The following is a 22,463-nucleotide window of genomic DNA, read 5'->3' as shown; positions in this document are numbered from 1 at the left end:
AGATGGAAAATTATATGTTTGATTTTGATGGAACTTTGGCTGATTCAGGGGAGACTGCGGTTTTAGCGACCCAAGCGACATTTAAGGATTTTGGGCTCCCTTTGCCAAGTAGTGACCAGATCCGAGGCTACATGGGGATCCCGATCGAAAAGTCATTTCCACTGATGGGGGCTAAGACTGAGCTACCAGCGATGTTTACCGGCTTTCGGGAGCATTATCAGGCACTGGAAGCTAGTCAGGTCAAGTTATATCCGGGGATCAAAGAAGTGTTAGCTAAGTTGAAAGAGAATGGTAAAAAGATCTATGCGGTCTCTAGTAAGCACAGTGAAGCACTACGCCGCAATTTAGAGCTTTTGCAGATCGCTACCTACTTCGATGATCTAGTCGGATCAGACCAAGTAAAAAATTATAAACCCGCTCCAGATGGGATCGATGTCTTGTTGGAGCGCTATGGACTTGATCCAGAGCAATCAGTCATGATCGGGGATGCGATCTATGACATCCAAATGGGATATGCAGCAGGAGTCAAAACGGCGGGCGTTCACTGGGGAGCCTTTGATTGGGAGGCTGTCTTGGAACAAAAGCCAACTTTTGCGCTCACAGAAGTCCAACAACTGGGTGAGATCTAAAAATATTAAAAAGCCTTCCGCTTCATTTAGAGAAGTTGGAAGGCTTTTTAAGCGATCATTTAATAATACGATCGTTTCAGCCTATTTGGTCTCATTTGCTAACTTTGGCACGGTCGGGATCATCACTGGTTCATTAAAAGCGATCAGTGAAAAGCAAGGTGCTTATGTAGCCAAGTTCTCAATGAAACTTTTACTTGGGGCGACCTTAGCATCTGTCTTGACGGGAACGATCGTCGGGCTGTATTTTTAAAGTATGAAAGGACGTGGTGATTTTGACGAAAAAAATTATCTTGGATTGTGATCCAGGGCATGATGATGCTTTAGCACTATTGTTAGCAGTAGCTTCTCCAGAAATCGAATTGAAAGCGGTGATAACATCGGCTGGGAATCAGACACCCGAAAAGACTTTGAATAATGCAATGCGGACTTTACAATTATTAGGGCAAACCCAGATCCCCGTGGCTAGTGGCAACCAGACGCCACTAGTCAAAGAATTGGAAACAGCAGGCAATGTTCATGGTGAATCCGGTCTGGATGGGGCTGAGCTACCGATACCGACATTTGAAGTTCAGCCAATGACCGCGATCGAATTGATGGCGAAAGTTTTACGGGAAAGTGATGAAAAGGTGACTTTAGTGGTAACGGGTCCGATGACCAATGCTGCCTTATTCTTGCGCGTCTATCCTGATCTGGCTAAGGAAAAATTAGCGCAGATCGTCTTTATGGGTGGCGCTATGGGACTTGGTAATTGGACACCATCAGTCGAGTTTAATATTTTTGTTGATCCTGAAGCCGCCAAGATCGTATTAAATGCGGGGATCCCATTGGTGATGGCACCGTTAAATGTGACTCATCAAGCACAGATCTTAGAAGATGAGATCAAACAAGTAGGACAGATCGATAATGAAGTAGCCAAAGCCTTTCATGGGTTACTGGAGTTCTTTGGAATTTACCATAAAGATCCTAAATGGGGCTTTGATGGCGCACCTTTACATGATCCATGTACGATCGCTTGGTTGATCGATGAGACGCTGTTTGAAACCAAGAAAATGAACGTGGATGTTGAAACAACGGGTGAATTGACTCGCGGTGAGACGGTTTGTGATTACTATGAGTTGACGGGTAAAGAAAAGAATACGGAAGTCATGTCAGGGATCGATCGGCCAAGATTTATCCAACTTATCATGGATTCATTGCGCTCATTTGGGTGAGTAAATCAGGTGGTGAAGTTAGAGCCCCCACCTTTTTTGCGCACTGTAATGAAGTCGTGCTCCGAATTGCAACTCCTAGGAAATAACAATATCTCATCCACGAGGCAAAAAGCGCCTCCTGACTGAGATATTGTTATTTCCTAGGAGTTTACCGCAATTCTTTACACTGTAATGGTATAATTGAGCTAATGACATTAACGGAGGAGATTTATTTTGGCAACTAAGCGGGAACAAGAAATTTTAGCACTGATCAAGCAAGATTCCTTGATCACGCAGGCACAATTGGCTGAAAAAACCGGAACGACGCGCTCAAATATCGGATCGCATATCTCTAACTTGATCAAAGAAGGCTTGATCGTTGGTCGGGGTTATGTCTTTCCAGCGGAAAATGAAGTAACTGTGATCGGAGCTGTCAATTTAGACGTATTGGGGGCTGCCAAAGCCCAAGTAAGTACTACAGGATCGACTCCGGGCCGAGTATATTCATTTATCGGAGGGATGGGCCGTAATATTGCTACGAACTTGGATAATCTAGGGCTCAAGACAAAGTTGATCACGGTGTATGGAAATGATACTAACGGTGATCTGTTCCAAGCTGAAGCCCAAAATAATGAGTTAGACCTAAGTGATGCTTTGCGGGTCGAACGTCCGACGGCTACGTATGTGTATTTAAATGATGTCGATGGTCGCCGGATCGCAGGGATCGATGATATGCAGATCAATGAATTATTGACACCGTAAGTGATCGTAAAGCGTTTGCCTAAGATAAATGCAGCTAAAGTAGTGGTGGTCGAGTCTAATTTACCAGCTGAAACTTTGAACTATATCTATGAAAACGTGACAGTTCCGATCTTTGCTAAAGCAGTAGGGATAGATAAAGTAAAAAATCTATTTAGTGCTAAAACTAAGATCGATACTTTAGTCATCAACGGTGTGGAAGCTAAATTGCTTACTAAGATCGAGATCACGGGTGAAAAACAAGCTCAAATGGTCGCAGATAAATTGCAGTCATGGGGCTGTGAACGTGTCTGTGTCTATGTCGATGGTCTAGGGATCTATTATCAAACCCCGACGGCAGCTAAGTTTATCGCCTACCATAAGGCAAAATTAGTCAACACAAACGGTACTGGCGCAGCGATCATGGCGGCTAGTGTCTACACTAAATTGCAGGCCAAAGATCTTGACCAAACACTAGCTCTGATGCAAAGCGCCGATGCACTTACAGTCCAAGTCAATGAGGCAGTGACACCTAAATTAAGTGAGATCATTGAAAATTAAGGATATTTTGGGGAATTTAACTTTTTGTAAAGTGAGGTCCTTAAAATTGTAAGCGTAATCACGTTTGGCGGATAATAAGGGTATAATACTAATGATGGAGGAAGTGCAGATGAGTGTAAATCGAATGATATTAAACGAGACTTCGTATTTTGGTAAGGGTGCGATCAAGGAAGTCGTGACCGAAGCCAACAAGAACCATTTTAAAAAGGCTCTGGTAGTGACTGATAAGGACCTCTTGAAATTCAACGTGGCAACGAAAGTGACGGCGATCTTAGATGAAGCCGGTCTTGAATATGAGATCTTTGACGAGATCGTGCCTAATCCAACGATCGAAGACGTCCAAGCTGGGGTCAAGGCCTGCCAAAGTGCTCAAGCCGATCATATCATCGCGATCGGTGGTGGTTCGGTGATCGATACAGCTAAAGCAATCGGAATCATTGTGACTAATCCCGAATTCAGTGATGTCTTGAGTTTAGAAGGGGTCGCTGATACTAAAAATAAGACGTTACCGATCCTTGCTGTTCCTACAACTTCGGGAACCGCAGCGGAAGTGACGATCAATTATGTGATCACAGATAAGGCTAATGAGCGTAAATTTGTCTGTGTTGATCCCCACGACATTCCAGTAGCTGCGTTTATCGATAGTGATATGATGCTGGGGATGCCTAAAGGATTGTGCGCAGCAACAGGGATGGATGCTTTGACCCATGCGATCGAAGGTTATATCACTAAAGGGGCTTGGGAAATGACAGATATGTTGCATCTGCAAGCAATTGAAGTGATCGCTAAATCTTTACGTGATTCGGTCGCTGGCTCAGAAAAAGGTCGTGAGCAGATGGCATTAGGGCAATATCTAGCCGGCATGGGCTTTTCCAATGTCGGTTTAGGTCTAGTTCATGGCATGGCGCATCCGTTATCAGCCCACTATGATACACCTCATGGGGTGGCTTGTGCGACATTATTGCCAAAGATCATGGATTACAACAAAGAATATACCGGTGAACGCTACCGTGAGATCGCGCGTCGTTTTGGAATCGCTGATGCTGATAAAATGCCATTGGACCAAGTACGTGAAGCTGCAGTTCAAGCGGTCAAACAATTAGGGATCGATGTTGGGATCCCACAGAATTTGCGTGAACTGGGAGTTAAGGAAGAAGATATTCTCCAAATCGCGGCTGATGCCTATCGTGACGTTTGTACTCCGGGTAATCCACGTGAGACGACGTTAGAAGAAATCAGCGAATTATATCGTTCAATGCTATAAGAAGTTAGTTGGATCAAGGCTACTAGTGTGTAGTTTTGATCCAATTTTTTTGTTGAGCATAAGTTTGTAACTAGTCAAAGTGCTTTTAGTATACTTAGGCTAGAAAGGACAGCGATGAAGATGGATAAGGCTTTACGACAAAAAGCTTACAGTTTAGTGAAGTTACTGGCAGATAGCTGTCAACAAACATTTGTCCCGACTAAGTACGAACGTGAGCTGCTAGAAATTTTGGCGGATACTTTAAAAATTTTGAATAATGATGGTGCCAGTTATAAGGCATCCGATTATGCATTGCTTCGGTTGTATAACTTGTTTACGAGGTTGATCGGTTTTAAGGCAGTGACCTTAGCTCCGGAAACAGAAGCTTGCTTTTTAAATTTGGAGACTTTTATCCAAGGTGAAGCCTTAGCTGATCTACGGGGTGTCGGTGGGCCAAAATTTTAATTGTTAACGGGGTAAACGAGTGCTATACTCCACTTAAATCAAAGAAGGTAAGTGGATGGATAAGTATCAAAGTTTACGGATCTGGAGCTATCAGCATCCTAACGAAGCACTTGAAAATGAGTATTTAGCACGTTTTAGGGGTGTGACGACTTTAAAAACGGGCTTATACTTGAATCCCATCAAACATGGACAGCGGACTTTACAAACATATGAGTTATTTTTAGTTCTACTTCCTAAAATACTGAAGATCCAAGATGAGATCTGGTTAAATTGGATAAGATTTATCAATGCTAAAAGTCTCCCGGAGCTTATGAAGGCCTTTATAGCCCACTACTATTTTGAATATATTCATCCATTCAAAGACGGAAATGGCCGGCTGGGCCGCTACTTGACTTGTGTTTATTTGGGACACGAATTAGATCCGCTGACGGCGATCACCTTTTCAAATGAAGTTGATCATGAGCGACCTAAGTATTATAAGGCTTTTGTCGAGGTAGAAGAACCCAAAAATCACGGTGAGATCACGTTTTTCGTGCGCGATATGATGCAGATCTTACTACAAGGTCAACAAAAAATGCTGACTGAGCTTGAAGAAAAATGGCAACTTTTAAATCACGGACAAGCTCAGATCACAAAAGATATCGATGATCCATTTATGCGCAAGCTCGTATTTTTATATTTGCAGGCTGCGTTATTTAAAGTGAATAATAGAGCACTTAAGGATGATGAAGTAAAACATTATCTAAAAGATGAAGTTTGGTCAAAAATATGTTCATCACTAGCTATTTTGACTAAACGTGGAATTTTGGTCAAAATAAAAAATGCTCCGTTGACGCGATGTTTAGCGGATAATTATTTGGATAAACTATTGGGTTAAAGCTGGCAAAAATGATTGAGATAGCACATAGATAAAAATACACGATCAGATACTATGCCTGGTCGTGTATTTTATTATATATCTAATTTATCTTTCAATGCTTCAGTTAATGTAGCGGAAAAATTGATTTGTTCATCCTTAGCTAATTCATTTAGGTATTTTAGGATCACTAGCGTTTTTTGAGCAAAATATTTTCTTCACGTTCCCGTGCTAAAGTTGTATCAACTTCGATCGGAATCAATAGCGAATTTTTGGGAACTGTGATTTTTCCAGGCGGGGTCGTAGGTGGCAGAGAGTCATCAAGATCTTCTAGGACTAGCAAGTAGCCACTCAAAGCATCGCGTGCCATTTTAAGGGCGTCAGACATATTATCCCTGCTCATTTTCTGTAAATAGTGCGTAATATAAATACTTCATAATAATTACCTCTTATTTTAGACCTACTTGTTTTATTCTTTAGAAAATATTAGGTTGAATTTGATAATAATGGCGATGATAACGAATTTTTAGTGTGACTATGATTTTATATTAACACTTGATCGATGGAAAAAAAGATATTTGCTTTTAAATGTCTTTTTGTTTAAATATCCACTTCTAGTGTAACTACCAACTAGTAGTTGCTTCAAACAATAATTGTGAGTAAACCCTCATTTACTGGTGATCAGATGAATTTGAACTAGTATCTAATTACACAAAATTTCGTTATTTAATCAAAAAATATAGTTAAAAGTGTACGAAAATAAAAAGAAAAAATGGCGGTGTAGCGGGGATAGAAGCCAAAATAAAAAGATAAAAAAAGAAAAACAGCGAAAAATAGCAAAAAAGGATGAAAAAAATAAATAATTTGATTTATATACCAAAATTAGCTAAAAAAGTAGGTAACTATGTATTAAAATACCATTGATTTCATGACCCAGGGAGCATATCACCGAATTCATTTTCAATATCTTTAGAGTGATAGCGGTAATGGCGCTCACCTTGGATCGAGTGAAGCAATCTTTGGGCTTCTTTAGCGCGTTCAACTGTGATCGTGACATCATCTTCAGCAGAAACTAAGAGTAGAGATCAATTGGAGCCGGTCCTTTTCACAGCGCCGTTTTTGCCGACTTTGTTTAAGTTTTTGGGCCAGATGATAACCAGTTTTTGGATCAAAATCGCTTAATTCGATAGTATGTAGATAATCTTGAAGAATGACTGAATCGGCGTATTTAACATCGTTTTTGAGAACATTTCTAAGCTCTGGCAGTACCATGATGATATGGGAAATATCATCGATCAGTGCTAAAAAATCAGCTTGATCCATTTGCAATAATTCGTTTAGTAATTCATCTTCAGGTGTTGGCTCTGAAATACTCAGCATCGTTTGGGTGAGGTCAAAATCTTCAATGTAATCGACACAGCCGACTTTCAGCTTAGGTAATGCTAAGATAGTTTGATTAGGTAAAGCTTTTTTATCCAAGGAGCGCAAAACTTTCTGAGCCTCTTTTTTCGTGTTCCACCGACTAGCCCGTTCAAGATCATCGATCAGTGTGAGATCTTTTTGGCGAAAATAGAAAGTTCCCCCGTCATCAGTTTGATAATAGATGACTTGTGTATTCAACATATATACTCCTCCATTTCTTACACTATCTATGATAGTTAATGGGATCAGGGAAATATTCCACCAAATTTAAAAATCTAGTGGCAAATTCTGCCACTGAGTTGTGGTAGAATCTATGCGTATTAGGAAATGAGGGGAAAATGATGACGATAGACAAAATAGTTTATAGTGAATATGGTTGGCTTGGGTCCGCTGAAGCTTACACATTGGATCTGGTTGAAGGATATATGGAAATAATTGAGGGCGAGAGTTTAGTTGATGATAAACCAATTATCACTAAAGTTACTATTTCAAATGGTCAATTTGAACAAATCAATACTGTTTTAGATAGGTTAGAGATAGATAAATTTCAAGAATACTATATCTTTCCTGGAGTATGTGATGGTACACAATGGTCATTTACTGCTTATTTAGCTAGTGGCAAAATCCTAGAGACAAGTGGGAGTAACGCTTGGCCAGAAGGTTTTGAAGAATTTATTCGTTTATTTAAAACTGTTAGGGAAGATAAAGAACTTTGTGAAGAAGATGATTGAAATATATTTTATGTTGCTTCATAAGGTAGTGGCATATTGATGAGAACACAAAATAATATATGGGGGAATATTTATGGATGGATCGATCGAAAAAAGCTCAATTACAAAATCGAAAAAAAACTGCAAAAAGTGTCCTTTCAGATGCAGGGTCATCACCAGATAATATGGAATTTGTGGATAAAAAGTGGGTATGACAGATCTAGTTTCATTGAGCAAAAGTATTCCAACCGTTACGGTAGATAATGAAAAAATACTGACAGATTTTCTATACGATGATGGGGGATATTAAATGGAGCCGTGCTCTGTGTTAGCAGACAGCGGTAATAATAGTGGGGAGAACGTTCTGCAAAAATGGGGATCCAACTGCTAAGATATGCCTAAAACTAATTGAGATCAAAGAATTAGTCCAAAAGTATTATTATATGTTAGTTGGTAGCGCTTTAGTGTAGAATAGGGACAGATGCAATAGAAGGTAGGAATATTGTTATGGATATTAAACTGATCGCGATCGATATTGATGGGACTTTGGTCAATTCTAAAGGGAAGCTAACGCCAAAAGTCAAAGAAACCATCAAGCAAGCCACTGCTCAAGGGATCAAAGTCGTCATTTGCACAGGACGTCCGTTAGCAGGAGTGACTGATTTCTTGGCCCAGCTAGATCTAGCGGACCAAGATGACCAATATGTAGTTTGTTTTGGTGGGGCAGTCGTTGAGACCACGAGTGGTAAGCTGATCTTCCAAAAAGGGATCAGCTACGACGAGACGATTTTGTCGATTTAGAAGCGATCGCTCGCAAATTGAATTTGCATTTCCAAGCGATCAATACCGAGCGAATCTATACGTGTAATAAGGATATTGGCTATTACACACTCTACGAAGCAAACTTGGTGTCGATGCCGGTCTCATATCGGACGCCCGAAGAAATGCGCGAGATCCCGCTTGTTAAAGCTATGTATATCGAAGATGCTGAAATTCTTGACCCTGCGATCGCCAAGCAGGAATATTTTGAACCTGTCAAAGATCGCTTAGACTTGATGAAGACAGCACAATTTTATTACGAAGCCTATGCAAAAGGCGTCAATAAGGGTAATGCACTTGTTAAATTGTGTGAGATCCTTGATTTGACGGCGGATAATGTGATGGCGATCGGGGATGAGGAAAATGATATCTCAATGCTCAAATTTGCAGGTACAGGTGTTGCAATGGGGAATGCGATCCCAGCGGTCAAAGAAGTTGCCACACACCATACCGTGGATAACGACCATGATGGAGTAGCCCAAGCAATCATGGAATTAGCACTGAAAAAATAACGATAAATAGAGGACTTAGACCTATGCTGAACGGTGTAGGTCTATTTTTGTTGTGCAAATTATAAAAAACATCGGATATTAGTGAGTCTTAGTGTGGATGAAACTTTATCTCAAACCAAAGATCTGGTCTAACTCTTTGAGTCACCAGTGAGCCAATTCGATACTGCATTAGGTTACGCTGATTATATTCAAAAACGCTATCCTAAAGCAAAGATAACTGTAAAAAGCATATGAACAGCAGCAAGAAGAGCTTGCCATGCTCGACCACAAGTTGGCCCAAATCTATTATGAGATAGCTGATGTGACCTATCAGTGTTTACGCCAAAACGATGCTGAGCCACAGGAGCTTTCAAAAGTGGAACGATTGCATGCAAGCTTAGCCGAAACCTCGCATGATGCTTATCGAACAAATCGCCAAAAATTAGAGCTTGAATGGGAAGAATACCGTGTGGACGATCGGAGGCAACAGGATAAATTAGAGGTGGAATTTTTACAGCAAAGGAGGCGGTCATGATGAACACTTTAGCTATCTAAATGGCACTTCAGACCCAGACTCAGCTGGTATACAAAGGAACTTTGGCCAATGATCATACGGTGGTCGCGACTGCGTTAAAACAGCTCAAAAAATTAGTACAACGTTTGATGATATTGGAAACTGTAGCTCCAAGCAAGCTAGCTAAGAAAGATACGCTTCTTGAAAAAGGGATGACTGAGCTCGATTCATATATCAATGAGATACAAGAAAATATTACCCATGACATTGAGATCTTGCCTGAAGCGATAGAAGGCGAGCTGGCCAAAGCTGTGAGCAAGTCGGCTAAGCAGATCTGCCGGGAATTTGGGGAAATAGCTTATTAAGAAATGCATCTTCAGTAATTGAAGGTGTATTTTTTAATATTTTTAGAAATAATATTTCGTAGTATAAAATAAAAATACTTTTTGTTTGAAATTATAATTCAAAAATCGTATAATGAAACCGCAAACATGAAATGATATTTCATTAGGAAGGAGTAAGCATGAACGGTTTTTCGATTTTTATGGACCAAGATCTCACCCCACAAACAGTAAAGTATATCGAACAGATGGCACAGGCGGGATTTGAAGGGATATTCACCTCGCTTAATTTGCCTGAAGATGATGCAACTAAATATGAAGCTAGACTGATGGCTTTGGGTGAGCTAGCCCAGCAAAATGGGCTAGCTCTGATGGTCGACATTTCAGGCCCAGCTCTGAAGCGAAGTGGGCTAGAGTTAGAACAAATGAAGCAATTTGGTGTTACCGGTCTGCGGGCTGATGATGAGCTCGAGCTAACAATGATCGCTAAATTAAGTCATGAGTTTACGATCGGTCTGAATGCCAGCACGATCACAGCAAATGATATTATAACTTTGACCAAAGCAGGGGCTGATTTTACTCGCCTAGAAGCTTGGCATAATTACTACCCGCGTCCAGAAACGGGACTAGCTAAAAATTATTTTTGCGAACAAAACGCATTTTTGAGAGCACATGGTTTGAAGATCAATGCCTTTATTGCTGGAGACAAAAATTTGAGATATCCCCTGTATCAAGGGTTGCCAACGCTAGAAAAACAGCGGTATCTTGATCCGTTGGTGGCTTGGGTCGAGTTGAAAAATTTAGGTGTTACTGGCGTCTACTTAGGTGATCCAGGACTCGAAGCCAATACACTGGAGCGCTTAAAGGTATATTTTGATAGACAGGTGATCACTTTGCGTATAAAACCAGAGATACCGCTGTGTCTTCAAGTTATGGGTGAGCATGAAAATCGGCGGGATGTAGCCGAGTTAGTCATTAGAAGTGCCAATGCGCGCAAACATGTGCTCACACAGATCGTCCCTGAAAATACGCATCCTCGTAGTCGTGGGAGCTTAACGATCGATAACTGTAAATATGGCCGTTATATAGGAGAAGTTCAACTGGTCAAACAAGATCTGCCAGCTGATCCTAAAGTTAATGTTTTAGGAAATGTAAGCGCTGGCTATTTAGGGCTGCTGGAATATATCGGTTCAGGACAAAAATTTAGATTAGTGGAGGAATAAGAAATGGATCTAGCAAAATTAACAACTGAAAGAAGAAACGAAGCGACTTTGCATTTGGATGAAATGAGTATCCAAGAAGCTTTACAAAAAATGAATCTGGAAGATCAAAAAGTAGCTTTGGCAGTCCAAAAAGTGTTACCGCAGATCGAACCTGTGATCAAAGCAGTTATAACAGCATTTAAAAATAAGGCACGTTTGATCTATTTGGGAGCTGGAACGAGTGGGCGTTTAGGCGTCTTAGATGCAGCTGAATGTGTGCCCACATTTGGGGTACCAGCCTCCCAAGTCGTTGGATTGATCGCTGGTGGAAAGAAGGCGATGACCCTAGCAGTCGAAGGGGCAGAAGATGATCGAGGATTGGCTAAAAATGATCTTAAAGCTTTAGATTTGACGGCAGATGATGTTGTTGTAGGGATCGCCGCAAGTGGGCGCACGCCATATGTGATCGGCGGTTTAGAATATGCCCAAAGCATCGGAGCAAAGACTGCCAGTTTAGCCTGCAATTTAGACGCCGAGATCTCTGAATATGCCGATTTTCCGATCGAGGTAGACTGTGGACCGGAATTTTTGACTGGCTCGACACGGTTAAAAGCCGGGACAGCTCAAAAATTGATCTTAAACATGATCTCAACGATCTCAATGATCAAGATCGGTAAAGTCTATAATAATTTGATGGTCGATGTTAGACCAACAAATGAAAAATTAGTTGAACGCAGTAAACGGATCATCATGCAGGCTACCGATTGTAATTATGAATTAGCTGAACAAAAATTTGCCGAAGCTGGGCAAAATGTTAAATTAGCGATCGTAATGATCTTGACGAATTGTTCGGCTAAAGCAGGGTTAGAGAAATTGCAACAAGCGGATGGTTTTGTCAAAGATACACTAGATAATTGATGAAAGGAAGTAAGCAAGATGACTGAAGATAAAGTAACGCGGATCGCCCGTGAGATCTATACTAATGTTGGCGGACCAGAAAATGTTTTAAAAGTGATCCACTGTATGACACGGGTCAGAATGACGATCATTGATAATTCTAAGGTAAATATAGCTGGTCTAAAACAGATCAAAGGGGTCATGGGTGTAGTTGAAGATGAAACTTTGCAAGTCGTTGTTGGCCCTGGAACCGTCAATAAAGTTGCCCAGGCAATGGTCGATATGGTCGGAGTAAAGCTAGGCGAAACATTTCCTCACGCTGATCAAGAGTCAATGGATGAATTGATGGCAAAAACTAAGGCTGATGCTAAAGCTAAGTACAATAAACCGTCTGAATTCAAAGCTTTGCTCAATACGATCTCTAAGATCTTTGTTCCTTTGATCCCAGCCTTTGTTGGGGCCGGTTTGATCGGGGGCTTGGCTTCGATCTTAGGAAATTTAGTCACAGCTGGAACGCTAGATGCAGCCACCTGGACTCAGATCATCACAGTACTCAAGATCATTCAAGGTGGGATCTTCACTTATTTAGCGATCTATGTCGGGTTGAATTCGGCACAAGAATTTGGTGCGACCCCAGCACTCGGGGGTGTCATCGGGGCCGTCTCCTTGTTGAGCGGGATGGATCCGAATGCACCACTGAAAAATGTTTTTAATGGTGCGGCGCTTTCCCCTGGACAAGGTGGGATCATTGGTGTTATTTTTGCAGTTTGGTTGCTATCATTATTTGAAAAACAAATGCATAAGCTCGTGCCTGAATCACTTGATATTATTATAACGCCAACTATCAGTCTATTAGTTTTAGGTTTGATCGAGATCTTCTTGATCATGCCAGTTGCAGGGGTGATCTCGGCCAGCTTAGTTGGAGCGATCAATTTTGTATTGAATGTTGGTGGTGGCATTTCCGGCTTTATCCTCGGGGCCTTGTTCTTGCCAATGGTAATGTTTGGATTACATCAGATTTTGACACCGATCCATTTAGAAATGATCTCTAAGACAGGTTCGACTCAATTATTGCCAGTTTTGGCAATGGCAGGGGCTGGTCAAGTCGGAGCAGCGATCGCTTTGTGGATCAGATTGCGCAAGGATAAAGAATTTGTTGAACGGGTCAAAGGTGCTTTACCCGTTGGGATCTTAGGGATCGGTGAACCTTTGATCTATGGGATCACTTTGCCATTAGGCCGACCGTTTGTAACGGCATGTATCGGTGGTGGTATCGGCGGTGCAGTCATCGGGGCTTTAGGCAATGCTGGTGCGATCGCGATCGGACCGTCTGGTGTAGCCTTGTTGCCTTTGATCGCTGATGGAAAATGGTGGATCTACTTATGTGGGTTACTAGGTGGTTATCTCGGTGGCTTTGTAGCAACTTATTTCTTCGGGATCCCAGCCGACGCAAAAATGAAAGCGGATAATTATGAAGCTGATGGCCCGCAAGAGATCATCGAACCAACATTGAAAGTTCAACGACCAGCTGATTTTGAAACAGCTAAAATCGTGGCACCAGTTGCCGGAGATGTTAAAGCATTAGCAAGTGTCAATGATCAAGTATTTTCTAGTGGTATGATGGGCGCTGGTGTAGCGATCGAACCAAGTACAGGTGAGATCTGTGCGCCTGTTTCTGGGACAATAACTTCACTGTTGCCAACTAAACATGCCGTCGGGATAACAAGTGATGCTGGAATCGAAATATTGATCCATGTCGGAATGGATACCGTCGAACTTCGGGGGCAAGGCTTTGAAAGCTTTGTCGCTGTAAATGATCATGTAAAAGTTGGCGATCTGTTGTTGAAAGTTGACCTTGAACTTTTAAAAGCTAAGGGCTTCGAAACGCTCACTCCGATCGTCATCCCTAATAGTAGTGAATATCAAGCAGTAGAAGTGGTGGCTGACCAAAATGTTACACAAGGAGCTGAGTTATTAGAGATCAAAGCGTGAGTTTGGGGAAATGGGACCGACTTTGATATAATCATGGGTAAAGAATGGAGACGAATCTATGGATGCTTTACTAGTGATCCGGCAAAATTATTCAAATTTTACGCCGGTCGAGAAAAAAATAGCGGATTATATCTTTGAAGTCGGCGATCAGATCTTAGATAAGAGTGCACAAGAAGTAGCCCAAGAGATCGGCAGTTCCTCAGCTGCTTTGGTCAGATTTTCCCGTCGTTTAGGCTACGATGGCTTTTCACAATTCAAGCAAAAATTAAGTGCGGCCTATATCGTGCATAATGATGACGGAAAATATTATGAGGAAGTCAGTGATACTGAGACGCCTAAGACGATCAAGAATAAGTTAAAAGTTCGGATCAATCATATGGTCGAGACGACAAATAATGCTTTAAATGACGAAACGGTCGCACAAGTAGCCAAACTGATCAAGCAAAAAGAGATGATCTTTGTTTTTGGTATCGGTGCTTCGGCGATCGTAGCCCAAGACATCTTGCAAAAATTCAGTCGGATCGGTAAAAAGGTGATTTTTTTACAAGACACACATCTATTTGTTTCAGCATTAGCGATCCATAAGACCGATACGATCTTCATCGCTATTTCGATGAAAGGTGAGACTAAAGAAGTCCTAGATCTTGCTGAGATCGCCCGACAGATGGAAGTTCCAGTGGTCGCGATCAGTTCCCGCGAGGACTCTAAGTTAGCCAGTTTGGCCGATCACTTATTATTCTCGTTGTCAGGTGAAGATTATCAGATGCGGACGGCTGCTACGATGAGTTTGATGTCACAATTGTATGTGGTGGATATTTTGTTTTACATGTATGTCTCTGATAATTTTTCCGAGAGCTACCAGAAGCTAGAACAGACGCGTGATGTGATCAGAATGTTGGAAGATAAGCATAAATGAGAAGGCCCCAGCGAGGTTGCTGGGGTCTTTTTGTGGTGAAAAATTAATATAAAAAACTCAACTTGTAAGTTGGGTTATTTTAGCTAGAATAAGGCTTGTGGTGACGAAGGAATGGATTGCTGTGGCGGTGAAGTTTTAGGTTGATGACATGAGTAACAAAAAATTCACACATAGTATAGTAAATGATTGACAATATTTCACAAAAAGTGATAGAGTGTAGATGAAAAGAGATCAATCCCTCCACATTGGAATTTGTAGCTTATGCTCAGAGACCGTACGTGGGGGTTTTTTATTTGGGGAGAAATTAAGATGAAAAAATATGAGCAATTGAGTTATAAAGAACAGCTAGAGTTGTTCCATAATAGAGGGATGAAGTTTGATTACAGCTTTAATGAATTAGATGAAACTTTGCCGGTGTACTTAAAGAATATACAAACTATTAGCACTTTGGGATATTATCAGTTGAAAGATTATGCTTATCCATATTTTGTCGATGGTAGGTACGATAATGTAGATTTTGCAAAAATTGTTGCCCGTTATTATCGAGATAAACACTTAAGAAATGCAGTAGAGCATGCAATCGAGGATATAGAAGCAACGTTAAATACACGAATTGCATATTTGTTGGGCGATAAATATGGTCCTTTTGGATATTTGGAATTTAGAAATTGGTGTCAAAAAGAAGGTAAGAACAAATATATTCGAAATAAAAAAGTTAACAAATATTATATTGCTAAGGAACAAAATAAATTTTTAGGGAAAATACCGGGGAAGGCGAGAAGATCAAGTTCAAGAGATGTTAAAGCATTTGATAAAAATGATGACGATCAGGTTTATATGCCAGTTTGGTTAATGATGAATGAATTAACATTAGGTGATTCAATTTATATTGTTAAGTTAATGTCAAATAGAAATAGAAGAGCCATTGCTGAAAAATTTGAATGTAGTGTTGATGAGTTGATCAGTTGGTTAGAATGTATAAATTTGGTGCGAAATATTTGTTGTCATAACGGCAACTTAGTTGATATCAAGTTAGTTACTCAGCCTAAATTGCCAAAAGATTTTGAAGATGTTTTGTATTTAAAAAGTGAGAAAGAAGACAGTGCAAACTATACAAATAGACTTGCCATTGTTATTTGTATAGTTGTTAAACTGATGAGTAGCATCAACATTCGGTATCGCTTTGGTAATTTAATAAATGCATTGAATCATTTATTAGATGAAACTAACACGCCCGAAGTATATGGATTTAGGGATAAAAAGGCAATATATGAATGTTTTAGCAAAGAAAGAGAACTGATTTTTAAGGAGTAACTTGGATCTCTTCTTTTGTTCGTGTAGGAGCATCGGCAGGTAATTCATAGATTTTCCTAATTAACAGGGGAAGCAAGGTTATGTCTTGTGCAATGTTTACTAAAGGAGCATAACAGTAAAAACTGTCCCTAACTCGCATTAAGCTAAGGATAGTAAAATTTTACTCTAAGCTATCTTTAGTATTAAATTGTTTTAGAAAAGTGATATATTAAGTCATAGTTATATTGCGCAAAATATTTGTTGATCAGTAGTGGTGTGTTGATTTACGAGGAGGAGTTGGATATGTTGAAATTAAGAACTCTTTTTTCATATGGCGCATTAATTTTTGTACAGTATTTGTTTTTTCTTTTAATGAAAATGTAAGCGCAAACGAATTGGGCAGAAGTAGTGATAACTCTCAAATATCGTATGAAGAGAAATTAGAGAAGAAAGTAACCATAGAAGAGACAAAAGAGCAGGGGATAGTTGTTACAAATGGAGAAACAGCCGACGTAGCTAGGTGGGATAGCACATGGAATTATACACACATTGCTGTGAGTACAGGTGTTCTAGCAAATGCGATCAATGCTGCGTTATATACTGGTATAGGGGCAACGATCAGTCCATTAGTCCCTATACCAGGTTGGGCTATTCATGGAATGTTACAAGCTGCTAGTTGGACAAAATTAGGTAGTAAACCTGGAGAAGCTGTGGCTAAGCAATGGGACACCAATAAAAATGGCTGGGTCGGTTTTTATTTTCAAAATGGCTATGACGCCCGAGAAAATGTTGTTGCAACAAGATATTCGACCCGCTAGATCGAGGTGATCATTGTGAAGAAAGATGAAGATTTCACGACAAAACACCCATATATCACAGCCTTATTGGCAGTGGTGATCGGTGGTATCTTTGGAATAACAATATCTCTAGTGTTTACGGGTGATTTTAACCGCGATGGTATCTATGCTTCGCTTTTTTCTATCATAATATTTTTTATCGGTATCAAGATAAGATCTTTGAAAAATAAAAAGAAATAGTTTGCAAGAGATCGCACCTGAGGAAGTCAGATATTTTTGGCTTCCTTTTTGTTTATTGCAGATAGTAAGGTCATAGATGATGAGCGCAAGGCCTTTATAAATTTTAAAAACAGTGTGGGACAAAGAGAAAGTTTTAGTAGCACTTTGCGAGCTTATCAAGTGACTTAAGGCGGATCGCACTCAAAAATGTGTCTAAATAGATAAGTCTGCCCCTAGGGGTCAGTGAATTTTGCTGAGATCGCATATAAGAAAGCAGTATTTATGGGGATGGAATCGTTGCAAGGGTACCGGCCTAAAAGCATGGCTGTGGAATAGAAAAAACTGCGCTGACTTCGGATGAAGTGCGCAGTTTTTTGTGTTAAATATAAGTGTCGCTCAACCCACAGTATGCATCAACTGGACTTGTGCCTCTAAAGCTATCTTCTCCTATCAATTTATCTACTAAACTTTCAAGTGTTTCTTGTTTTCCGTCGTAGGTGTTGATATAGGTCTTAACTTGTGGCACATCAGCTAAGTGGAATGGACATTGGACTGAAACAAAGATCGTTGGAATCTCATGGATATAAAATGGAATGTCTGGCGTCCCTTTACTTGCAGGCCAAACGATACGTTGCACTGTTCCTGGATTGACATTAGCCACATTGATGATCAGATCATACTTATCGGTCAATTCTTTGATCGGACGTTTAGCAGCATAGATACCGGCGATATTTTTGATTTTTTCTTCGGCTGAAAGTCCCTTGAGTGAATCTTCAGGCGAAACGTGTTTTTCAACTTCAAAGCCTTTTTCAAGTAAAAGATCTTTTAATAGATCGATCGCTTGTGGGCGATTGCCTGCAACTAGTTCTCCAAAACCACCTTTGACACCATGAACATCAACTAAGAGGATCCGAGGATATTTTTCCGGTGTGATCGGCCAGATAGCTTGTTTATCTTTTACTAAAGTGATCGCTTCATCAGCTACTTCACGGAATAACTTTTTGTTTTCTGGTAGACCGATCTGTTTCATAGCAACTTCTTTAGGCGGTAGAATTTTTTCTTTTGGCGTTTGATGGAAGCCAAGTTTAGTTTTTAAACCAAGGATCCGGCGTAAAGCATCGTGGAGACGTTCATCAGTAATGATCCCGTTTTTATAACCATCCAGCATGTATCCAAAATCTTCATCTGGATCATTGAAGAATAAGAAGAGGTCACACCCAGCTGCGATCGAAGTTGGTAAGAGTTCAGAGCGCTTCATTGCGCCAGTCAAGCCAAGCATATGACTAGCATCTGTGACGACTAGACCATTGAAATTTAATTTGCCTCGCAAAAGATCAGTGATCAGTTCCTTGGATAGGGTAGCTGGTAAGAAATCTTCATCTTTAAGCTCGGGATCAAAGTATTTAGAATATGCTGGCATATGGATATGCCCTGCCATGATCGAAGGTAAGCCTACATCTATCAAGCCTGAATATACCTTTCCAAAGGTCTTATCCCACTCTTCAGTTGAAAGGCTGTTGATGCTAAACGAGAGATGTTGGTCACGTTCATCGATACCATCACCAGGGAAATGCTTAGCTGCTGGTAGGATACCACTTTCTTGGATGCCTTTCATGTAGGCTAGACTTAAAGTTAAAACTTTATCAGGATCTTGGCCAAATGACCGACTAGAGATGATCGGGTTACGCCAATTGCGATCGATATCGACGATCGGGGCAAAACTCCAGTTACAACCGATAGCTGAGGCTTCTACACCTGAGACACGCCCCATTTCGTAGGCATATTTTTCATCATTGGTCGCGCCGATCTTGACCTCGACACCAACTTCGGTCCCATCGGTACATGCACCATTTCCACCTGCTTCGGTATTGGCTGCGATCAATAAAGGGATCTTGCTTTCTGTTTGTAAGATGTAGTTTTGATCGTAAACCTCTGTCGCTGTCCCGGGATTATAGCGGACTGCCCCAATATGATAGCGTTCGGCCATATCAGTCAAATACTGCTTATCGCGGCTAGATCCCATATTAACAAATAATTGGCCGATCTTTTCTTCGATGCTCATGTCAGCGATCGTCTGTTCTACCCAAGCGATTGCGGTTTGATCTAGGTTATAAGGTTTTTTGGTTAAATCAACTTTGGTGGGCATATTTTTTCTCCTTTACTTTGTTTGATCTAAGTTATTCCAAAATTTGGTGAGATAGTTGGCTTCAAGCTCACTACTTTGATGAACTAAAAATCGTGGTAAAAAAACTTCTTGTAGTTCTTGCCAGGACCGAGCTTCATGCCCGACTAAGATCGGATAGAAGTGAACATTATTTTGTTCTGCCGCGGTCAGATCTCCAGCAGCATCTCCGATCATTAAAGTGTTTTGTTCGGGATATCCTTCCAGTTTTAGTTGACGAATGATCTCGGCTTTTTTTCCGCGATCTTGACACCAGAGTTCATCAACAGCCACTAATAAGCCGTGACGTTCCCATTCCGCTTCGATCGCATCTCGATTGGCTGAACTAACTACCGCAACTTTACCATACTTTTTCAAAGCCTTTAGACCCGCAAGTGCATTTTCAAATGGGCGATCAAGGCCTTTTGTTTGATGGATCCCAGCGTTAACTTCTTTTGACCATTGGAGTGCTTTTTTTAGATCATCAGTCTGATATTTATAGATTTCATGTGCTAAAGCGCGCTCAGAAAATTCGGGGGTAGTTTGGACCCAAGTATCAAGTCTTTGGATCCCCTTGATCTTGTGTGCTTTGAGTGTCATCAATAAGCCCACGAAACGATTTACCCCGCGCGTTTTAGAATAGAGATTGATCTGGTTCCAACTCTTTAAAAAGCGTTGTGTCTCTTGTTTTGGGATTTCAAATATTTTTGCTGCTAAGGGGCCAAAAAACTGCTGATGTTTGTAAGTCATAGTGTCCATGACACAGCCATCAGAATCAACACAGAATAAATATTTTGTCATTTAGTTCACCGACTTTCTTTTTGCTTAGTAAGTTCAGCCACGATCTGGGCATGTTTTTCATCGGTAAGGTCATAACTAAAGTAAAAGATCACACAAGAGATCACAGCAGCAATCGCGGGGAATAAAAAGTAAACGGAGGTGATCCCGGCTAAGGTGCTAGCGCTTTGAGCTTGATTAGCTACATAACCGATCATAGAGAGTGCAAGCCCTGGGACAAAACCCGCGATACCTTGTGAGATTTTACGCACGAAACTGTAACCAGAATAGACGATCCCTTCTGAGCGGATCCCCGTTTTTAACTGATTATATTCGATCACGTCGCTGACAAAAGCGAAGTCAACTGTATTGCTAAAGCCAAGAAACGCAAACGAAAATGTATTAACGATGAGATAAGGGATCGTATTATGCCCAAAAATGAAGTAATTGAGAAGCTCAAAAAGCGCAAACCCTAAAGTTCCCATGATCGCGACGTTCTTTTTTCCGATCCAACCAACTAATTTAGTGGAAAACATAACGGCTGGAATGATCGATAGGGCACTAAGAATGCTTACCAGGGTAACGAGACCTTCATTTCCTAGCACATATTGGAAATAGTAAAGTTGCATCCCTGTTTTTAGAAACATTGCTCCAATACTTAATACTGTAAAAATAGATAGGATCAAGAACGGACGATTTGTAAAAAGGCTTTTGATCGAAGTAAGACCATCCCCTTTTTTAGCGGGAGTTGTATCGATAATATTTTCTTTTGTCCCTTTGTAGCAGAGGATCTGGGAGATCACACCTGCGATTGAAAAGAATGTGACTGTGATCAAATATCCTTTAGCAGGTGTGGCAAAAAGGCCGACCAATGGGATCACGGCAGCACCAGTGACGAAAGCATCAGTTTGGGCAGCTAAATTACGGAAAGCTGATAAGGAAGTCCGTTCTTCTGAATCCATATTCATCGCTGCGGCTAACGAGCCATAAGGGATGTTGACGATCGAATAGCAGATACCCATGACGTTGTATGAGATAAAAGCATAGATGATACGACCGTTTAGGCTTAAGTTAGGTGCTAAGAAACACGCTATCGTTGATATTCCAAGGAAAAATGAACCATATAGGATAAAAGGCCTGAATTTTCCTTTGGGACTGATCTTCTTTTGCGTGTCGACGTAAGTACCAACGCCAGCATATACAAAAGCATCAAAAAATTTAGTGACTAAAAAGATCAAGCCACCCCAATAAGCTGGGATCTGTAAAATATCCTTATAAAATTTTAATAGAAATAGCTGGGCAAGTTGAAACATCAAGCCGTTGCCCAGATCCCCTAAACCATAGGCGATCTTTTCTTTAGTTGTTAATTTTGCATCCATAATAAACTCTCCTTATCAAACGCCGGCATAAGCATTGAACCCACCATCGATCGGCAAAACGACACCATCAATAAAACTTGATAAATTGTGGTCAGCTAGGAAAAATACTCCACCCGTGAGTTCATCTGCTTTTCCAAAACGTCCCATCGGAGTATTACCCAAGATCTTTTTCGCCCTAGGAGTTGGTTGGTGCTGTTCATCAAAAAGTAAATTTCCATTTTGCTTTGTAACAAGAAATCCTGGTGCGATCGCATTACATCTGATATTCGTTTTGGCAAAGTGGACCGCTAACCAAGCAGTTAGATTGCTGATGGCAGCCTTAGCACCCGAATAGGCCGGAATCTTGGTCAAAGGCGTAAAAGCATTCATGCTGGAGATGTTGCTGATGGCAGCATGTTCTTTTGTTACCATATCTTGGGCAAAAACTTGGGTCGGTAGCAAGGTCCCTAAATAATTCAGGTTGAAGACAAATTCGATCCCCGCTGGATCAAGATCAAAGAAGGTTTTGGTCTCTTCGGGCAGGTCATTTTCATGAAATTCATTATCTGTTGTAGCTTTAGGGTTATTGCCCCCAGCACCATTGATCAAGATATCGCACGGGCCAAAATCTTTGTTTACTTCTTGGTGGACGTCTTGGAGATGATCTTTGTCTAAAACATTTGCTCGGTAACCTTTAGCGTGTCCACCAGCAGCTTTGATCTCACTGGCAAAGGCTTGAGCAGCTTCAAGATTTAAATCTAAAAGAGCAACTTTAGCTCCTTGTTTGCCAAAGGCTTTAGCGAGATCACCACAAATAACGCCTCCAGCACCTGTGATCACAACAACTTTATCTTTAAAATCAAAAATCATGT

Annotated in this window: 21 protein-coding genes and 3 pseudogenes; 18 read left to right on the top strand and 6 right to left on the bottom strand. The window is 40.8% G+C overall.

From position 1 onward, the window contains the following. Positions 1-2: 2 nt before the first annotated feature. The 7 genes and pseudogenes from FC30_RS01405 to FC30_RS01370 all read left to right on the top strand — a co-directional run bounded on the left by FC30_RS01405 (position 3) and on the right by FC30_RS01370 (position 5,703). Entirely contained in the window at positions 3-629 is a 627-nt protein-coding gene (locus FC30_RS01405) for an HAD family hydrolase (protein ID WP_010688356.1), read from the top strand. Between the two features lie 64 nt (positions 630-693). After that, positions 694-879: pseudogene (locus FC30_RS01400) on the top strand (nucleoside transporter C-terminal domain-containing protein); the annotation flags it as partial. A 22-nt stretch (positions 880-901) separates the two neighbouring features. Further along, complete coding sequence (rihA, locus tag FC30_RS01395; RefSeq protein ID WP_010688354.1) at positions 902-1,840, top strand: pyrimidine-specific ribonucleoside hydrolase RihA; 939 nt, start codon at positions 902-904, stop codon at positions 1,838-1,840. A gap of 213 nt (positions 1,841-2,053) precedes the next feature. Further along, positions 2,054-3,118 (top strand): annotated as a pseudogene (locus FC30_RS09700) (PfkB family carbohydrate kinase). A 109-nt stretch (positions 3,119-3,227) separates the two neighbouring features. Next, the gene (fucO, locus tag FC30_RS01380; RefSeq protein ID WP_010688351.1) at positions 3,228-4,382 is read left to right on the top strand and encodes a lactaldehyde reductase; all 1,155 of its coding nucleotides are present in this window, start codon (positions 3,228-3,230) and stop codon (positions 4,380-4,382) included. A gap of 114 nt (positions 4,383-4,496) precedes the next feature. Continuing rightward, positions 4,497-4,826, top strand: coding sequence for a hypothetical protein (locus tag FC30_RS01375; protein WP_010688350.1), 330 nt, complete (start codon positions 4,497-4,499; stop codon positions 4,824-4,826). A gap of 55 nt (positions 4,827-4,881) precedes the next feature. Continuing rightward, complete coding sequence (locus FC30_RS01370) at positions 4,882-5,703, top strand: Fic family protein (RefSeq protein WP_010688349.1); 822 nt, start codon at positions 4,882-4,884, stop codon at positions 5,701-5,703. Between the two features lie 169 nt (positions 5,704-5,872). On the opposite strand, the gene FC30_RS09695 is transcribed toward FC30_RS01370, so the two are convergent. Together FC30_RS09695 and FC30_RS01360 are read right to left on the bottom strand one after the other, a co-directional pair. Further along, positions 5,873-6,070 (bottom strand): hypothetical protein, encoded by a 198-nt coding sequence (locus FC30_RS09695; RefSeq protein WP_010688348.1) that lies wholly within the window; start codon positions 6,068-6,070, stop codon positions 5,873-5,875. Positions 6,071-6,744: 674 nt separating this feature from the next. Next, on the bottom strand, positions 6,745-7,305 hold the full coding sequence (locus FC30_RS01360; protein ID WP_010688347.1) for a hypothetical protein: 561 nt from the start codon (positions 7,303-7,305) through the stop codon (positions 6,745-6,747). A gap of 140 nt (positions 7,306-7,445) precedes the next feature. Here FC30_RS01360 and FC30_RS01355 point away from each other — a divergent pair, with 140 nt between their 5' ends. The 11 genes and pseudogenes from FC30_RS01355 to FC30_RS01300 all read left to right on the top strand — a co-directional run bounded on the left by FC30_RS01355 (position 7,446) and on the right by FC30_RS01300 (position 17,316). Then, the gene (locus tag FC30_RS01355) at positions 7,446-7,835 is read left to right on the top strand and encodes a hypothetical protein (protein WP_010688346.1); all 390 of its coding nucleotides are present in this window, start codon (positions 7,446-7,448) and stop codon (positions 7,833-7,835) included. A gap of 486 nt (positions 7,836-8,321) precedes the next feature. After that, a pseudogene (gene yidA, locus FC30_RS09860) lies at positions 8,322-9,145 on the top strand (sugar-phosphatase). 256 nt (positions 9,146-9,401) lie between these two features. Next, complete coding sequence (locus FC30_RS01340) at positions 9,402-9,659, top strand: hypothetical protein (protein ID WP_010688344.1); 258 nt, start codon at positions 9,402-9,404, stop codon at positions 9,657-9,659. 20 nt (positions 9,660-9,679) lie between these two features. After that, positions 9,680-10,003, top strand: coding sequence for a hypothetical protein (locus tag FC30_RS01335; RefSeq protein WP_010688343.1), 324 nt, complete (start codon positions 9,680-9,682; stop codon positions 10,001-10,003). A 158-nt stretch (positions 10,004-10,161) separates the two neighbouring features. After that, positions 10,162-11,202 carry a MupG family TIM beta-alpha barrel fold protein gene (locus FC30_RS01330; RefSeq protein ID WP_010688342.1) on the top strand — a complete coding sequence of 347 codons (1,041 nt, stop codon included), beginning with the start codon at positions 10,162-10,164 and terminating at the stop codon, positions 11,200-11,202. Between the two features lie 3 nt (positions 11,203-11,205). Next, entirely contained in the window at positions 11,206-12,099 is an 894-nt protein-coding gene (gene murQ, locus FC30_RS01325; RefSeq protein WP_010688341.1) for an N-acetylmuramic acid 6-phosphate etherase, read from the top strand. Positions 12,100-12,117: 18 nt separating this feature from the next. Beyond that, positions 12,118-14,070 carry a glucose PTS transporter subunit IIA gene (locus tag FC30_RS01320; protein WP_010688340.1) on the top strand — a complete coding sequence of 651 codons (1,953 nt, stop codon included), beginning with the start codon at positions 12,118-12,120 and terminating at the stop codon, positions 14,068-14,070. A gap of 58 nt (positions 14,071-14,128) precedes the next feature. Then, positions 14,129-14,986 (top strand): MurR/RpiR family transcriptional regulator, encoded by an 858-nt coding sequence (locus FC30_RS01315; protein ID WP_010688339.1) that lies wholly within the window; start codon positions 14,129-14,131, stop codon positions 14,984-14,986. A 309-nt stretch (positions 14,987-15,295) separates the two neighbouring features. Beyond that, a complete protein-coding gene (locus FC30_RS01310) occupies positions 15,296-16,300 on the top strand; it encodes an Abi family protein (RefSeq protein ID WP_010688338.1) in 1,005 nt (334 codons plus the stop codon). A 374-nt stretch (positions 16,301-16,674) separates the two neighbouring features. After that, positions 16,675-17,097: a hypothetical protein gene (locus FC30_RS01305; protein ID WP_050778939.1), complete on the top strand. Its 423-nt coding sequence runs from the start codon at positions 16,675-16,677 to the stop codon at positions 17,095-17,097. A gap of 15 nt (positions 17,098-17,112) precedes the next feature. After that, on the top strand, positions 17,113-17,316 hold the full coding sequence (locus FC30_RS01300; RefSeq protein ID WP_010688336.1) for a hypothetical protein: 204 nt from the start codon (positions 17,113-17,115) through the stop codon (positions 17,314-17,316). 358 nt (positions 17,317-17,674) lie between these two features. On the opposite strand, the gene FC30_RS01295 is transcribed toward FC30_RS01300, so the two are convergent. From FC30_RS01295 to FC30_RS01280, 4 genes are read right to left on the bottom strand one after another with little or no spacing between them, the layout of a single operon-like run. Next, positions 17,675-19,441: a glycoside hydrolase family 3 protein gene (locus tag FC30_RS01295; RefSeq protein ID WP_010688335.1), complete on the bottom strand. Its 1,767-nt coding sequence runs from the start codon at positions 19,439-19,441 to the stop codon at positions 17,675-17,677. Positions 19,442-19,453: 12 nt separating this feature from the next. Next, complete coding sequence (locus FC30_RS01290) at positions 19,454-20,257, bottom strand: HAD family hydrolase (protein ID WP_010688334.1); 804 nt, start codon at positions 20,255-20,257, stop codon at positions 19,454-19,456. A 5-nt stretch (positions 20,258-20,262) separates the two neighbouring features. Beyond that, positions 20,263-21,612, bottom strand: coding sequence for a glycoside-pentoside-hexuronide (GPH):cation symporter (locus FC30_RS01285; protein ID WP_010688333.1), 1,350 nt, complete (start codon positions 21,610-21,612; stop codon positions 20,263-20,265). Between the two features lie 15 nt (positions 21,613-21,627). Beyond that, positions 21,628-22,461 carry an SDR family oxidoreductase gene (locus tag FC30_RS01280; RefSeq protein ID WP_010688332.1) on the bottom strand — a complete coding sequence of 278 codons (834 nt, stop codon included), beginning with the start codon at positions 22,459-22,461 and terminating at the stop codon, positions 21,628-21,630. Between the last annotated feature and the right edge of the window lie 2 nt (positions 22,462-22,463).

It is taken from the genome of Ligilactobacillus animalis KCTC 3501 = DSM 20602 (assembly GCF_001434535.1).
GTDB classification, from domain to species: domain Bacteria; phylum Bacillota; class Bacilli; order Lactobacillales; family Lactobacillaceae; genus Ligilactobacillus; species Ligilactobacillus animalis.
This window is presented reverse-complemented; position numbering and strand designations above follow the sequence as displayed.

Excerpts from the sequence above, each read along its gene's own strand:
- FC30_RS01405 (WP_010688356.1), top strand. The coding sequence starts at position 3 with ATGGAAAATTATATGTTTGATTTTGATGGAACTTTGGCTGATTCAGGG.
- fucO (WP_010688351.1), top strand. The coding sequence starts at position 3,228 with ATGAGTGTAAATCGAATGATATTAAACGAGACTTCGTATTTTGGTAAG.
- FC30_RS01375 (WP_010688350.1), top strand. The coding sequence starts at position 4,497 with ATGAAGATGGATAAGGCTTTACGACAAAAAGCTTACAGTTTAGTGAAG.
- FC30_RS01370 (WP_010688349.1), top strand. The coding sequence starts at position 4,882 with ATGGATAAGTATCAAAGTTTACGGATCTGGAGCTATCAGCATCCTAAC.
- FC30_RS09695 (WP_010688348.1), bottom strand. The coding sequence starts at position 6,070 with ATGTCTGACGCCCTTAAAATGGCACGCGATGCTTTGAGTGGCTACTTG.
- FC30_RS01360 (WP_010688347.1), bottom strand. The coding sequence starts at position 7,305 with ATGTTGAATACACAAGTCATCTATTATCAAACTGATGACGGGGGAACT.
- FC30_RS01355 (WP_010688346.1), top strand. The coding sequence starts at position 7,446 with ATGACGATAGACAAAATAGTTTATAGTGAATATGGTTGGCTTGGGTCC.
- FC30_RS01340 (WP_010688344.1), top strand. The coding sequence starts at position 9,402 with ATGCTCGACCACAAGTTGGCCCAAATCTATTATGAGATAGCTGATGTG.
- FC30_RS01335 (WP_010688343.1), top strand. The coding sequence starts at position 9,680 with ATGGCACTTCAGACCCAGACTCAGCTGGTATACAAAGGAACTTTGGCC.
- FC30_RS01330 (WP_010688342.1), top strand. The coding sequence starts at position 10,162 with ATGAACGGTTTTTCGATTTTTATGGACCAAGATCTCACCCCACAAACA.
- murQ (WP_010688341.1), top strand. The coding sequence starts at position 11,206 with ATGGATCTAGCAAAATTAACAACTGAAAGAAGAAACGAAGCGACTTTG.
- FC30_RS01320 (WP_010688340.1), top strand. The coding sequence starts at position 12,118 with ATGACTGAAGATAAAGTAACGCGGATCGCCCGTGAGATCTATACTAAT.
- FC30_RS01315 (WP_010688339.1), top strand. The coding sequence starts at position 14,129 with ATGGATGCTTTACTAGTGATCCGGCAAAATTATTCAAATTTTACGCCG.
- FC30_RS01310 (WP_010688338.1), top strand. The coding sequence starts at position 15,296 with ATGAAAAAATATGAGCAATTGAGTTATAAAGAACAGCTAGAGTTGTTC.
- FC30_RS01295 (WP_010688335.1), bottom strand. The coding sequence starts at position 19,441 with ATGCCCACCAAAGTTGATTTAACCAAAAAACCTTATAACCTAGATCAA.
- FC30_RS01290 (WP_010688334.1), bottom strand. The coding sequence starts at position 20,257 with ATGACAAAATATTTATTCTGTGTTGATTCTGATGGCTGTGTCATGGAC.
- FC30_RS01285 (WP_010688333.1), bottom strand. The coding sequence starts at position 21,612 with ATGGATGCAAAATTAACAACTAAAGAAAAGATCGCCTATGGTTTAGGG.
- FC30_RS01280 (WP_010688332.1), bottom strand. The coding sequence starts at position 22,461 with ATGATTTTTGATTTTAAAGATAAAGTTGTTGTGATCACAGGTGCTGGA.